This is a genomic window from Archangium sp. Cb G35, from assembly GCF_001896145.1.
GTDB lineage: Bacteria > Myxococcota > Myxococcia > Myxococcales > Myxococcaceae > Archangium > Archangium violaceum.
Genome location: NZ_MPOI01000002.1, coordinates 267,912 through 281,264 on the forward strand (window position 1 = coordinate 267,912; position 13,353 = coordinate 281,264).

Here is a 13,353-nt window from a genome sequence, read left to right on the forward strand (position 1 = left end):
CCTTTGGGCCATGATGCACCGCCGTGTAGGAGTGAAGTTCCTCGAAAAATTGGATCAACAATATTTCCGTTTTTTCACGGTTGTAATATTCTGGCCTCGATTCGACACGAGGGCCTGACGTCGTCAGGGGGATGCGGTGGAGAGCCTGAAGCGGTCCCAGCCGGAGCAGCAAGCCGCCCTACCGGAAACGGCGGGTGAGCGGCAGCCGGACGACCGCCCGGGAGACGCCGACGACTTCGCGCAGGTGCTGGAAGAGGAGCTGCAGCGCCACGCCCGCCAGTGCGAGGGAGAGACCGAGCCCACCTGTGTCGTGGGCCCGCCGCTCCCGCTGCCCACCGCCCCCGAGGGACAGCCCCTGCCCCGAGGCACCTCCGTGGGCCGCTACCTCGTGCTGGAGCGCCTGGGCGCCGGCGGCATGGGCGAGGTGTATGCGGCGTTCGATCCCCAGCTCAACCGCCGGGTGGCCATCAAGCTGCTGCTGCCCGGAGGCGAGGGGCTGGACGGGGGCGAGGCCCGCCTGCGGCTGATGCGCGAGGCGCAGGCCATGGCCCGCCTGTCGCACCCCAACGTGCTGCCCGTCTACGACATCGGCGAGCACGGGGACCAGGTCTTCATCGCCCTGGAGCTGGTGGAGGGCAGCACGCTGCGGCAGTGGCTCAAGGAGCAGCCGCGCGGCTGGCGCGAGGTGGTGGAGGCCCTCACACTGGCGGGCCGGGGACTGGCGGCCGCGCACGCCGCCGGGCTCGTCCACCGCGACTTCAAACCGGACAACGTGCTGGTGGGGCGCGATGGGCGCGTGCTCGTCTTCGACTTCGGCCTCGCCTGCGAGCAGGGCAGCGGCGCCCCCGGAGCGCCCACCCCGGTGGACCTGGCGGACATCCTCCGCGCCGAGCTGCCCGCCACCTCCGAGTCCGGCTCCCTCTCCGCCCCGAGCACGCGCGAGCCGCGCGAGACGCCGGTGACGCGCCACGGCCACATCATGGGCACCCCGGGCTACATGGCCCCGGAGCAGTACCGCCAGCAGGCCGTCACCGCCCGCGCCGATCAGTTCTCCTTCTGCGCCACGCTCTACTACGCCCTCTACCGCGAGCACGCCTTCGCCGGCAGCGGGGCCGCAGCGCTCGCCCGCGCCACCCTCGAGGGCAACCTGCGCCCGCCACCCCGCGACTCGGGGGTGCCCACGTGGGTGCGGCGCGTCGTCCTCAAGGGGCTCCACGTCCAACCCCAGGAGCGCTACGTCTCCATGCAGGCGCTGCTGGACGCGCTCCATGACGACCCGAGCGCCCGCAGCCGCCGCCAGGCCTTCGTCGCCGTGGCCGGCGCCTTCCTGGTGGCCATGGTGGCCGGCGCCGTGGGCGAGTGGCACCAGCGCCAGGGCCTGTGCCAGGGCGTGGCCGCGCGCATGGACGGCGTGTGGGACGCGCCCCGCCAGGACGCCATGCGCCAGGCCTTCCTCGCCACCGGCGCCCCCTACGCGGCCGACACGTGGAACGGAGTGAAGGAGGGGCTCGACACCTACGCCTCCCAGTGGGTGAAGGGCCAGCGCGGCGCGTGCGAGGCGACGAAGCTGCGCGGCGAGGCCTCCGAGGAGGTGCTCGCCGCGCGCACCACCTGCATGGAGCGCCGGCGCTCGGAGCTCAAGGCCCTCACGGACGTGCTCGCCGAGGCGGATGGCCGCGTGGTGGAGCGCGCCGTGGAGGCCGTGCGCGGCCTGTCCGAGCTCGCCCCGTGCGACACGGCGGATCCGCTCGCCGCCAGCGAGCCGCCCAAGGAGCCCGAGGTGGCCGCCCGGGTGGAGGAGCTGCGCACGTCGCTCGCGCGTGCCCGGGCCCTGCGCATTTCCGGCCAGTTCCCCGCGGGCCTGGCCGTGGCCGCCCCCGTGGCCACCGAGGCGCGCACCCTGGGCTACCACCCGCTGGAGGCCGAGGCCCTGCTGGAGCTGGGCCAGTTGCAGGCGGGCTTCGGCAACTCCGAGGCCGAGCGCACCCTCAAGGAGGCCATGTGGCGGGCCGACGAGGTGCGGCTGGACGAGGTGCGCGCCGAGGCGCTGGTGGCCCTCACCCAGCTGGTGGCCTACGACGTGGCGCGCGTGCAGGACGGGCATGACTGGTACCGCCAGGCCCGCGCCCTGCTGGTGCGCACCAGGCGCGAGGGCCGCCTGCTGGCCGGACTCGAGAGCGCCCACGGGCTGGTGTACGCCGCCCAGGGCGACGCGGGCGCCGCGGAGACGTCGCACCGCAACGCGCTCGCCGCGCTTCGGACGGTGTCCCCGCCGGACAGCCCCGAGGTGGCCATGGTGCTGCGCCGGCTGGGCAACACGCTGGGCACCCAGGGACGCCACACCGAGGCCCTCGAGGTGTACCAGAGCGCCTATGCCGCCTTCAGCAAGGCCCTGGGCGCCGAGCACCCGCGCGTGGGCAGCTCGCTGGTGAGCCTGGGCACCACGCTCAGCGCCCTGGGCCGCCACGCCGAGGCGCTGGAGCCCCTGCGCCAGGGCGTCGCCATCGTCGACCGCTCGCTGTCGCCGCGCCACGCCTTCCGCGCCATGGCGCTGGACGCGCTGGGCGGCGTGCTGTGGCGGGACGGGAAGACGGACGAGGCACTCCAGGTGTTGCACCAGGCGGTGGAAGCCGCGGAGCTGGCCCGCGGGCCGGAGCACCCGGACGTGGCCGGACCGAGCAGCTCGCTGGGCCTGGTGCTGGTGGACGCCGGGCGCCCCGCCGAGGCGCTGGGCCACTTCGAGCGGGCGGTGCGCCTGCGTGAGCGGACCCTGGGCGCACAGCACCCCGAGCTGGCCGGGCCGCTCACGGGCCGCGGCGAGGCGCTGCTGAAGCTGGGCCGCCCCAAGGAGGCACTCGGGCCGCTGGAGCAGGCACTGGCCCTGCGCGTGAAGCACACCGTGGCGCCGGTGGAGCTGGCCGAGACGCGCTTCGCCCTCGCCCGGGCGCTGGCGGACGCGCACAAGGACACCGCGCGGGCCCGGGTGCTCGCCCAGGAGGCCGTGAGCACCCTGGACCAGCCCGGCACCGAGTCCCTGCGCGCCCGCGTCGAGGCGTGGCTCGGCACCCAGACGCCGCGCGGCTGAGAGACCATGACTGAGCGCAACGGGCGCGAGGCGTGGCCGCCGGAGCTCACCGAGCTGCTGCGCAAGGTGGACAAGCTGCGGCGCAGCGGGCGCTACACGGAGGCGCTCTCGCGCATGCGCCAGCTCACGGAAACGTACCCGCGCCAGGCCCGCGTGCTGCTGGAGATGGGGTTGACGCTCGGCATCTGGGGGCGTGCTCCCGCGGAGGCATTGCCCTGGTACGAGCGCGTGCTGGAGATGGCACCCGGCCACGCGTCAGCGCACCTGCACCGCGCGCTCGCGCTCGCGGCGTTGGGACGTCACGCCGAGGCCGTGGCCGACTTCGATGCGCTGGAGGCCGTGGGCTTCCGCAAGGCGCTCGTGCTGCACATGAAGCGCGCCGAGTCGCTGGAGGCGCTCGGCCGGCACGCGGAGGCGGAGAGGGATTGGACGCTGGCGCTCGCGGAGGACCCGGACAATCCCTGGCTGCTGCACCAGCGGGCCTCGGCGCGGACGAGGCTGGGCCGGCTGGAGGAGGCGGTGCAAGACATCACGGACGCGCTCGCCGCACAGGAGGGCGAGCCGGTGGATGCGGAATTGCTGCGCGACCGGGGCGTGCTGCGCACGAGACTGGGTGACACGGCCGGGGCCCGCGCGGATTTCGAGGCGGGACTCGCGGCGCTGCGCGAGGGAGATCCATCCGGGCTCGCGGATGACCTGCGCCACAGGCTCCAGGAGATGGGCTGACGTAATGAGCATTCATGAGGCTCTTGTAAGCGCATCACGCATCGCCGCATCCCGGAGACAAGCAGCGGAACTCGCCGGCAGGCAGGCAGAACAGCGGCTCTGGATTCAAGTGAAGGCGTATAGGGACTTTCTTGTCTCCACGGGTCAGGCATACCTGTTCGAGGACTACCTCGATGGGGTCGCGCCCTCGCTACGCCCCCAGATGAGTACTGTCATTGAGGCACGCCCGGATTCGACCTCGCGAAGGGTCATGACGCTTCTGCTGAAGACGTTCGATGAGACACCCGAGAAGCAGCCCGCGAGCACCCTCATCCACCAGGTCAACTTCATCGCCGACACCGGACAACTCAAGGCTTGCGAGGACTACATCCACCATCGCCTCGAATACGCTCCGCTCGCTATCGCTTATTTTCCGACGCATGCCGAGGCGGAGGCCTGGCTGAATGGACTCGCGGAGCCCCCCAGTCCAGCGGACATCCTCATCGGGGATGAGTACCATCTGGCCTGGTCTTCTCGTGAAGACAATGCTCGCGACATACACCGCGACTACGTCATCGAGCCCTACATCGAAGAGTTCGTGGCGCGGGGAATACATCCCAGTGCGCCCTCCTTCGAAACTCGCGCGGAAGCAGACGACAGGCTGAAAACTCACCCCGCCGCTCCCTTCGATTTCGTCTCCATCGCCGGGCAGTACTACTTCGCGGTGCATCACAAGAGGCTCGAGCGCCACACGCTCCATCACGTCGCCTCTGCCCTGGCCGATTGGGAAGAGAAGAAGAAGGCCACTGCCCGGAACTCGGCGGAGGCAGAAGAGGAGAACGGATAGCGGACGTCCTCCGGAGTCACCCACGCCGGGATGACGGCGGAGGTGGTTTCTTGCTTGCTCCCTGGAACGGGCCGCTCCTAGCGTGCACGCCTGCTCGTCGAGGCTCGCGTGCGCTCCGGTTCCTGGCTCCTCATTCTGTCCCTCTTGGCGTCCGCCCCAGCCGCTGCCCGGCAATCGGCCGGTGGGCCCTTACTCCGCGCGCGCACGCTCGTGGCCCCTGCTCGATCCGGCGAGGTGCCGCCCCTGGCGCTGCACGTGACGGCCGGCGTGCCCACGCTCCTCCAGCTCGAAGCACCGCTGCCACCCTCCACGCCGAGCCTGCCGGTGGACGAGGCCCGCATCCAGCTCGTCCCGTTGAGTCCCGGCTCGTGGCTGATTCTCCCCTCCACCTCCCTGGCCGAGGGCGAAGAGGTACCACTCATCCTGGAGGCTGGACCCAACACCGAGCCCCTCCGCTTCACGCTCGTCACCCGGCGCGAGGAAACGGACGTGACGGTGCGTGTGGTCCGCGCCGAGTCCGCCACCGAGGATGAGGCCGCACGGGCTCTGGCGCTCCACCTGCTCGCCACGCCCCCGGCCCGCGTCGCACTCATCTGGCCCCGAACGGTGGCGAGTGCCCCGGGACACAACCGTGTGCGTGTGGAGTCCGTGTTGTGGATGGGCCAGCGCTTCTTCGCCACCGCCTCCGTGAGAGACAGCCAGAAGCGAGCCCCGCCATGGAGGTTGGTGCAAGTGCGGCTGAGGGCCACCCTCGCGGACGGCTCGCACCTGGAATGGCCCGCCCATCTCGTCTCCGACTCACCCGGAGTGAAGGGCCAGCGATACGTCTTCACCAGCCTGCTCCCCGAGGGCACCTCGCATCCGGAAGTGGCGTTGGACGGAGAAAACGCGCCAGGCCGCTTCCACCCACTTCCAGAGGACGAGGAACCACGACCATGAGGAGACCCCATCGCCCCGATCAACTGCGCGCGGGCCACCGCGTGCGCGACTTCCGCGTGGTCCGCCGGTTGGGAGTGGGGGGCTTCGCCTTCGTCTTCCTGCTGGAGCGCGGGGGCCAGCACTACACGATGAAGATGGCGGCCCGGCCCGCTTCACCTCTGGACGCGGACCGGGTGGATGACTGGATGCGCCGCGAGGTGCGCTCGCTGGAGCATGTGCACCACCCCTATTTGCTGCCCGTCCTGGAGTGGGGACGATGGCCCGATCCAGAGACGGGCTACGGCTACTTCGTCACGCCCTACGTCTCCGGGAGCACCTTCCATGTATGGCGCTGGTGCAAGCACGCCACGCTGGAGCGGGCGGTGGGCGTGCTGTGCGAGCACTTGAAGACGTTGGAGGTCCTGCACGAAGACGGAATCGTCCATCGCGATGTCAAGGCGGACAACCTGCTGGTACGGCATGGGAACGACACGCCATTCCTCATCGACTTCGGCACGGCACACCTGCCCTGGGCCCGCGTACTGACAGAGGGACTCGCTCCGGGAACGCTCTACTGCCAGCCACCCGAGGCCGTCCTCTTCCTGGCGTCCCTGCTGTCCGAGAATCCTCCGCCCCCGGGCTCACGGCTGGAGGCCCGGCCCGCCGCGGACCTGTATGCCTTTGGCGTGCTCCTCTACGAGACACTCACCAACTGCCGTCCCTTCGATACCCGGCGGCCGTTGGACGAGCTGTTGCCCGCCATCGCCACCATGACTCCACTGGAGCCAGGGCAACTCGCGCCTGACATGCCCGCCTCCCTGCGCGCGCTCACCCTGCGGCTGCTGGCGAAGGACCCCGCGCAGCGCCCCCCGAGTGCCCGCGCCGTACGCGAAGAGTTGGAGCGGCTGCGCGAACAAGAAGGACACACCTCCGCCTGGCAGGCGCCATCGAAGCGGCCGTCGGAGTGTGCGTGGGTGCGGGAACGGTTTCCGGACGTGGACATGCTGGAGGAGGCTCACGAGCCGGAGCCCGAGCGCATGGGGAAGCGGTGGGGGTGGCCTTCGCGGCTCGCCGTGCTGGCCCTTGGGCTGGGGGTGCTCGGGCTAGGGTGGGCACTCGTCCGCGCGGCACCCGTTCCTCATCGGGAGGACGTCCCTCGCGCGGAGATCACCGCGTCGGCTCCTCCGGCGCCCCCGGCGAAAGGAACACAGCCCGTGCCCACCTCCCCTTCCGAAACGCTTCCCACTGCCTCCGATTCAACGCCCTCTCGCCCGTGCTCGATGCTCACCCGCCTGCTGGGCGGGGTAGCCGCCGCGCAGCTCGCCGGGTGCGTCACCACGCCCGTACCGCCCGACTCCGCCCGCTACCTCGCGCACTGCCCACCCGAAGCCACCGCCACCCCCGTCAAGTTGAGCTTCGACTCCCTGGAGAACCCCACCTTCCTGGAGACAGGCACTCCTGCCTCGAAGAATCCCATCGAGGAGGGAGGCTCCCTCAACATCAAACCCGGTCCTGTGATGGCCACCATGTTCGCGGTGGTGAAGGGGAAGGAGGTCGAGACGAAGATCACGGGCGTGGCGATGACGACGCCCTACCGCCTCTACATCCAGTTCGACCGGATGCAGTTGCCGGACGGCACGTGGTGGCCCATCTGCGGCGTGGCGGTGGACGACTTCACGTCCTACGGGGTGCCCACATGGGCAAAGGAGCCCATTGACGGCTCGGTGGTGGACCCGGCGAAGGTGGACCGCAGCCCTGGCAGCGTGGTGCTCAACGACCCGCGCTTCGAGACGGTGCTGCAATACCCCAAGGGCCACCCGATGCCACGCCTCACCCTGGCCCCGCCTGACTGGCGCTGATGTTCTGGCCCGGGGCGCTCACAGCGGGGGCAGCTCTCGAGACTCGACCGCATGAGATTCTACGAACTGCAGAGAGACCCGTCGCCCCTCTATACGGGCAACCTGAACGCTGCCCACAAGTGGGCGCTGCCCGGTGTCGAACCCTGCCCTGTCTGTGATTTGCAGCCAGAGGGTGGAACGATGGTTCAATACCCATGCGTGGACCTGTCGGGTCTGCCGCTCGAGGACCAGGAGAAGCTGCTGGATGCCTGGCCCGTCCCGCGCGAGGAGTTCATCCGGCGGCGCGAATTGGTGCGACCCCTGGCGCCTCCCTATACCGTGCTGGAATCAGGAGCAGCGTTCGGCCCGCTTCAAGGATCAGGGCTGGGCTACTTCGGTCAGCTCGTCATGCAGAACCCCTGGTCCCTGTGCATGCGCCGCGAGGCCCTGGAGCAATTACAGAGTACGGGCATTCGTGGCCTCACCGGCTGCCCCACCCAGGTGCGCTTCCGCACCAGACATGCCCCCGACCTGCGGGACATCCAGCTCGAAAGCCACGGGCGATTCCACCCGGAATGCCTGCCGCCCCCGAATCCTCCGTGCCCCACCTGTGGGGTCGCCATGGGCCACAGCGTCCCGGAGCCGTACGTGCTCGACGCCACATCACTCCCGGAGCACGTGGACATCTTCCGGCTGGCTGACGCCTCCACGATCATCATCGCCAACGAGCGCCTGGTGGACGCGGTGCGTCGCCTGGAACTCGACGGCGTCGTCTTCAAGGAACTGGAGGTCCGCTGAACCGGATGAAGGGCCGCACCGGCCGTAATGAGCCGGATCTTCATCAATCACCGAACTCGCCGTGCAGTTCTTGGACGAGATCCGGACGCTCAATACTTTCCCAGGCCTGTCGTGCGGCGGTGATGTGGCGACGGCGCTCCTCGGCCTTGGGAGCGATTCTGGCGAGTCGCCGATGTGTCTGCCCGATGGAATAGGGCTCGGGAATGAGCATGTAGAGAGAAAGAGACTGCTCGAAGAAATCTCTAGCCTCATGCTGCGAGCGTCTCAGCGCGATGTCGCCCAGACCCAGGATGCAATTGGCCCGCCCGAGCACGTCTCCTACCTGCTCGTAGAGCGGCAGCGCCTCCTCGTACCTCCTGCGCGCCTCCTCATGCTGCGAGCGCTCCAGTGCGATGTCGCCCAACCTCCGGATGCAGTTGGCCCGCCCGAGCACGGCTCCTACCTGCTCGTAGAGCGGCAGCGCCTCCTCGTACCTCCTGCGTGCCTCCTCATGCTGCGAGCGCTCCAGTGCGATGTCGCCCAGGCTCTTGATGCAGTTGGCCCGCCCAAGCACGTCTCCTACCTGCTCGTGGAGCGGCAGCGCCTCCTCGTACCTCCTGCGCGCCTCCTCATGCTGCGAGCGCTCCAGCGCGATGTCACCCAGCCTCCGGATGCAGTTGGCCCGCCCAAGCACGTCTCCTACCTGCTCGTAGAGCGGCAGCGCCTCCTCGTACCTCCTGCGCGCCTCCTCATGCTGCGAACGTCTCAGCGCGATGTCGCCCAGACTCTTGATGCAGTTGGCCCGCCCGAGCACGTCTCCTACCTGCTTGTAGAGCGGCAGCACCTCCTCGTACCTCCTGCGCGCCTCCTCATGCTGCGAGCGCGCCAGCGCGATGTCGCCCAGCCTCTGGATGCAGTTGGCCCGCCCGAGCACGGCTCCTACCTGCTCGTAGAGCGGCAGCGCCTCCTCGTACCTCCTGCGCGCCTCCTCATGCTGCGAGCGCACCAGTGCGATGTTGCCCATGCCATGGATGCAGTTGGCTTCACGTCCCGCATCCCCCTTGCTCCGCGCTACTGCGCGGGCCATCTGCAATACGCGCGACGTGCCATGCCCCGAGAAACGCATGAATTCCGACAAGGCAATGGCCGCGTCCATGGCATCGGTGGCCTCCTTGCCATCCAGTTCCTCCTCAATGAGTCCTTCGATGTTCGCGAACTCAGTGATGAGGAGCGTCAACGCACCGCCTCCTCCCATGCGTCCCAGCTTCCCCCCATGTTCCCGTGGCATTCCAAGGTAATGGGTGCGCACGCGCTCGCGCTCCTCCACGCCTGGAGGGCGTGAACGCCGCACGTGCTCCCGAATGGGCGCCAGCATGCGAATCCGTCCCTGCTCGAAGAAAGCAAGTCCCACCTTGGCCAGCACCTGCGCGGCGCCATGAGCCATGCCCGGCAGGAAACGGTCCAGGTCCCACTGGGCCGCACCTCCGGGCAGAGTCGCCAACAGGGACAACAGCCGCCGGGACTCGTCTGTCATGCGTGGCCCCTTGATGGAGACCTCAAGCGAAACCGAGAGGCTGGACTCCCTGTCGGAGCCACCGGGCCTCTCGTAGAGCGCCGCGCGCTCCGTCCGCCAGAGTGCCCAGGTATTCTCAAGCGACGCCCCTTCCGCGGCAAACGCGAGCAGCTTGATGGCAAGGGGAAGCCCATCCTGCTCTCGGAGGAGAGACTCGAGCAGAGGCTCCGTCCGGTCGGCATTCGAGGCGATGGAGCAGAAGAGGTCGAGCGCGGACTTGTCATCGAGCCGCGTCACCTCGATAGGAGGACGACTGCGTGGCACGTAGGGACGCTCCCCGCCTCGTACCGATCCGACGAGCGCCAGCCCGGCAACAGCACCCAGCTCAGCCAGCAACGCCTCCGTCCCCGGGCGGTCCTCGTGCCAGGGGGTCTCGAGATTATCGAGGACCAGCAACGCCGGAGCCGCTTGGAGCGAGTGCTTCACCGCGTGCCAAAGCTGGGGCTCAGAACCGATGCCGAGAACGGCGGCCACGGCGCTGACCACCAACTCCCGCGAGGTGGCGCCATCGAGCCGGACGAAGTAGCGCCGGTTCCCGTATCGCCGGACCACCTCGGGGTGGTGGTACGCTTGGCGCGTGAGGGTGCTCTTTCCAATGCCCGGAGGACCGAGCACCATCGTCGGTCGAGGCTCTTCCGCCAGGACCTCCTCCACGAGCCGGCGCGTCAATTCCTCCCGGCCGAAGCAGTCCCCTCGAGAGGGCGCCGCCGTCGGTGTGCTCATGTTCACGGGCGCGGCGGGAGTGCTCGGGCGGGCACCGCTCGGAGCCTTGGCGAAGTCCTCCGCTCTGAAGAGTGGCCTCCGGGTCTGGTCCAGTTCCGCGAGCTCACGCATCCTCGCACCCGTCTTCTTCCAGATGGATTCGAAGGAGCGCTCGAGCGCCGGCTCGGGGCCATGCCGCACGATGATGTCGTCGAACTCCTCAACATGCTTCGACTTCCCGTTCTCGTCGAGAAAGGAAACCTCGTAGGCCCCCTTCTTCTCGACGCGCTTCACCGAGAGCGTTCCCGACTCGTAGCGCACGCGGCCCAGATTCATCAGCCGTGAAGTCAGGAAGCGATTGAGCATGCTGGCTCCCGCACTGAGCGGAAACGCATCCCTCCCGTTGAGGACAGCCGTGGTGTCTCCCCGCAGGTCCTCTTGCAAGCGCGCATCGAGCACTTTCGTCTCAGGAAGACCTTTGTACTTCCTGAAGAAGTCCCCTTCCTTGAACCGCCCCTTGCGGAACTCCTCCTCCAGCTTCAGCAGCTCCGTCCTCACCGCTCCCAGCGACGTCTCCCCCAGGTATCTCTGGATGATTCGCTCGTGACGGAAGTCCCGGAGGCGGACACGGAGCAGATCGATCAATCCCCCGTCTCCCGTGCCCGAGATGAGGTAGCGCGTGGACGAGCCCGATGCGTGAATGAGGCGGTCCAGGTTGTCGTCCTCCCAGTACGACCGGACTGGAGCCCCCTCCAGCGTTCTCTCCGTTCCGAAACCCACCGCCAGGATGACGACCTCGAAATCCCCTTCATCGAAGGAGTCCGTGTTCCACGTGAGCTGGCGCGGAGTGCTGGACCCGGGGTGGATCTGGAGACGCCGAACGCGCGTGTGGATCTCGATGCCATGGCGCTGCACCAGCGGTTGCCACTGTGCGAGGAGCCGCTCCGCCACGTTGCCCGCCAAGTCCGCCGTCCAGTCGAGCACGGGCACATTCGCCCGTGGCTCTTCCGAGCCCTCCTCGGGCCAGTCGTAGAGATGGGGGTGGAGCCAGCGCTGGCGGTTGTTGCGGAACATGGCCAGCAGGTCGCTCGCCTGTTCGAACACGGTGACCTTCGCTCCCCGGATGGCGGCCCCCGCAGCGGCCGTGAGCCCGGCCGCGCCTCCGCCGATGACCGCCAGCTTCGAGCCCTCCTTCAACCGCTCCTCGACGAAGAGCGAATGGATGAGGTTGAGCGCGCGGACCTGCTGCGTGTAGAGCGTGATGCGCCGCTCGAAGCACCCGAGGACGTAGGCTCCGGGCTCCTCGCGAACAGCCATCTGCCGAAGAATGTCGCTTTCCGTGACCCTGGCCATGCACTCTCCCCGGAGGCGGGAAGATACCAGCGCCCGCTCGTCATGCCACCCTGCCGTTGTACCCCGTAGACTCGGGGCTCCATGACTCAAGCCCTCCGGCCCCGACCCCTGCTGCCGCTGTTCCTCACCGCGCTGCTGCTGGCCTCGTGTGCCACCTCGCCCTCTTTGAGTGCCCGGGAAGGCACCGGGACTGACGAGACCATCTCCTGCGACGACGCGGACGCCGACCAGTGCGTCGTGCTCGCCTGCGACGAGGGCGAATGTGCCTTCTTCGACTGCGAGGACGTGGACCCGGAAATGCTCACACAAGGACCCCTGGCGCATGGTGCGGAGCTGGCGCGATTCCCTCGTCCGCCTTTTCGCGCCCCCAGTCATCACCGCAACTGGAGACGCGCGGGGCTTCGGGAGGACGCCCGGCCCCGGATGACCTTCCACTTCCGTTACCGCCAGGGCTTCCTTCCCGCATTTCCTCGGCTCGAAGGCACGCTGATCAAGCACCACCTCTTCCCCCAGGCGCAGGAGTTCAGAACATGGTTCAAGAACGGCGGTATCAACATCCACGAATGGACGATGCTCATTCCGGAGCAAGTGCACCTGCGAATCCATCGGGGTGCCAATGGTGGCTCGTGGAATCAGGCGTGGCAGCAATTCATGAGGGCCAATCCAGACTACGTGCCACGGGAAGTCCTCATCAGCAAGGCCTTTGAGCTGGCTCTACGCTTCGACATCGCTGGCCCCATTCGCCCGTACTACTCTCCGGTGCCCGCACCTGGACCGCAGCTTCTCGCCCCTTGAGCTTCGGGCTCGTGACCTGACCACATGAAATTCTACGAACTGGGAAGAGACCCGTCCCCTCGTTACACCGGCAACCTGAACGCCGCCCACAAGTGGGGGCTTCCCGGCGTGGAGCGGTGCCCTGTCTGTGATTTGCCGCCGGAGAAGTATACGATGGGTCAATACCCATGCGTGGACTTGTCGGGTCTGCCGCCCCAGGACCAGGAGACGCTGGTGGATTCCTGGCCCCTCCCGCGTGAGGAGTTCATCCGGCTGCGCGAGTTGGTTCGTCCCCTGGCGCCTCCCTACGCCGTGCTGACATCGGGAGCGCGCTTCGGTCCGCTTCAGGGAAGCGGTCTGGGCTACTTCGGCCAGCTCGTCATGCAGAATCCCTGGTCCCTCTGCATGCGCCGCGAGGCCCTTGAGAAAGTGCAGAGCGCGGGCGTTCGTGGCCTCACCGGCTGCCCCACCCAGGTGCGATTCCGCACCAAACACTCACCCGACCTGCGGGACATCCAGCTCGAAATCCACGGGCGCTTCCACCCTGCCTGCCTGCCGCCCCCGAATCCGCCGTGCGCCACCTGTGGCGTCGCCATGAGCCACAGCGTCCCAGACCCGTATGTGCTCGACGCAGCCTCGCTGCCGGAGCACGTAGACATCTTCCGGCTGGCCGACGCCTCCACGCTCATCATCGCCAACGAGCGTCTGGTGGACGCGGTGCGCCGCCTGGAGCTGGACGGTGTCGTCTTCAAGGAGTTGGAGGTCCGCTGAGCCGGACACC

At 68.5% G+C, this 13,353-nt stretch carries 9 protein-coding genes; 8 read left to right on the forward strand and 1 reads right to left on the reverse strand.

Annotated elements, in window-relative coordinates:
- The first annotated feature begins 136 nt into the window (after positions 1–136).
- The 6 genes from BO221_RS07445 to BO221_RS07470 all read left to right on the forward strand — a co-directional run bounded on the left by BO221_RS07445 (position 137) and on the right by BO221_RS07470 (position 8,191).
- Positions 137–3,085, forward strand: a complete 2,949-nt coding sequence (locus BO221_RS07445) for a serine/threonine-protein kinase (protein WP_073559690.1) — start codon at positions 137–139, stop codon at positions 3,083–3,085.
- A gap of 6 nt (positions 3,086–3,091) precedes the next feature.
- Complete coding sequence (locus BO221_RS07450; RefSeq protein ID WP_073559691.1) at positions 3,092–3,811, forward strand: tetratricopeptide repeat protein; 720 nt, start codon at positions 3,092–3,094, stop codon at positions 3,809–3,811.
- A gap of 4 nt (positions 3,812–3,815) precedes the next feature.
- A complete protein-coding gene (locus BO221_RS55950) occupies positions 3,816–4,637 on the forward strand; it encodes a hypothetical protein (RefSeq protein ID WP_233165773.1) in 822 nt (273 codons plus the stop codon).
- A 108-nt stretch (positions 4,638–4,745) separates the two neighbouring features.
- Positions 4,746–5,576, forward strand: coding sequence for a DUF2381 family protein (locus tag BO221_RS07460; protein WP_073559692.1), 831 nt, complete (start codon positions 4,746–4,748; stop codon positions 5,574–5,576).
- Positions 5,573–7,414, forward strand: coding sequence for a protein kinase (locus BO221_RS07465; protein ID WP_073559693.1), 1,842 nt, complete (start codon positions 5,573–5,575; stop codon positions 7,412–7,414). Before BO221_RS07460 ends, BO221_RS07465 begins: the two co-directional genes overlap by 4 nt.
- A gap of 51 nt (positions 7,415–7,465) precedes the next feature.
- Positions 7,466–8,191 carry a double-CXXCG motif protein gene (locus tag BO221_RS07470; RefSeq protein WP_073559694.1) on the forward strand — a complete coding sequence of 242 codons (726 nt, stop codon included), beginning with the start codon at positions 7,466–7,468 and terminating at the stop codon, positions 8,189–8,191.
- A 43-nt stretch (positions 8,192–8,234) separates the two neighbouring features.
- Here BO221_RS07470 and BO221_RS07475 read toward each other — a convergent pair whose 3' ends face one another.
- On the reverse strand, positions 8,235–11,798 hold the full coding sequence (locus BO221_RS07475) for a tetratricopeptide repeat protein (protein WP_073559695.1): 3,564 nt from the start codon (positions 11,796–11,798) through the stop codon (positions 8,235–8,237).
- A gap of 81 nt (positions 11,799–11,879) precedes the next feature.
- On the opposite strand from BO221_RS07475, the gene BO221_RS07480 reads away from it, so the two are divergent.
- Positions 11,880–12,593: a TIGR02269 family lipoprotein gene (locus tag BO221_RS07480; protein WP_073559696.1), complete on the forward strand. Its 714-nt coding sequence runs from the start codon at positions 11,880–11,882 to the stop codon at positions 12,591–12,593.
- Positions 12,594–12,617: 24 nt separating this feature from the next.
- Complete coding sequence (locus BO221_RS07485) at positions 12,618–13,343, forward strand: double-CXXCG motif protein (RefSeq protein ID WP_073559697.1); 726 nt, start codon at positions 12,618–12,620, stop codon at positions 13,341–13,343.
- Positions 13,344–13,353 lie beyond the last annotated feature (10 nt).

Coding starts and splice junctions, on each gene's coding strand:
- BO221_RS07485 (WP_073559697.1), top strand. CDS start 12,618: ATGAAATTCTACGAACTGGGAAGAGACCCGTCCCCTCGTTACACCGGC.
- BO221_RS07480 (WP_073559696.1), top strand. CDS start 11,880: ATGACTCAAGCCCTCCGGCCCCGACCCCTGCTGCCGCTGTTCCTCACC.
- BO221_RS07465 (WP_073559693.1), top strand. CDS start 5,573: ATGAGGAGACCCCATCGCCCCGATCAACTGCGCGCGGGCCACCGCGTG.
- BO221_RS55950 (WP_233165773.1), top strand. CDS start 3,816: ATGAGCATTCATGAGGCTCTTGTAAGCGCATCACGCATCGCCGCATCC.
- BO221_RS07450 (WP_073559691.1), top strand. CDS start 3,092: ATGACTGAGCGCAACGGGCGCGAGGCGTGGCCGCCGGAGCTCACCGAG.
- BO221_RS07475 (WP_073559695.1), bottom strand. CDS start 11,798: ATGGCCAGGGTCACGGAAAGCGACATTCTTCGGCAGATGGCTGTTCGC.
- BO221_RS07470 (WP_073559694.1), top strand. CDS start 7,466: ATGAGATTCTACGAACTGCAGAGAGACCCGTCGCCCCTCTATACGGGC.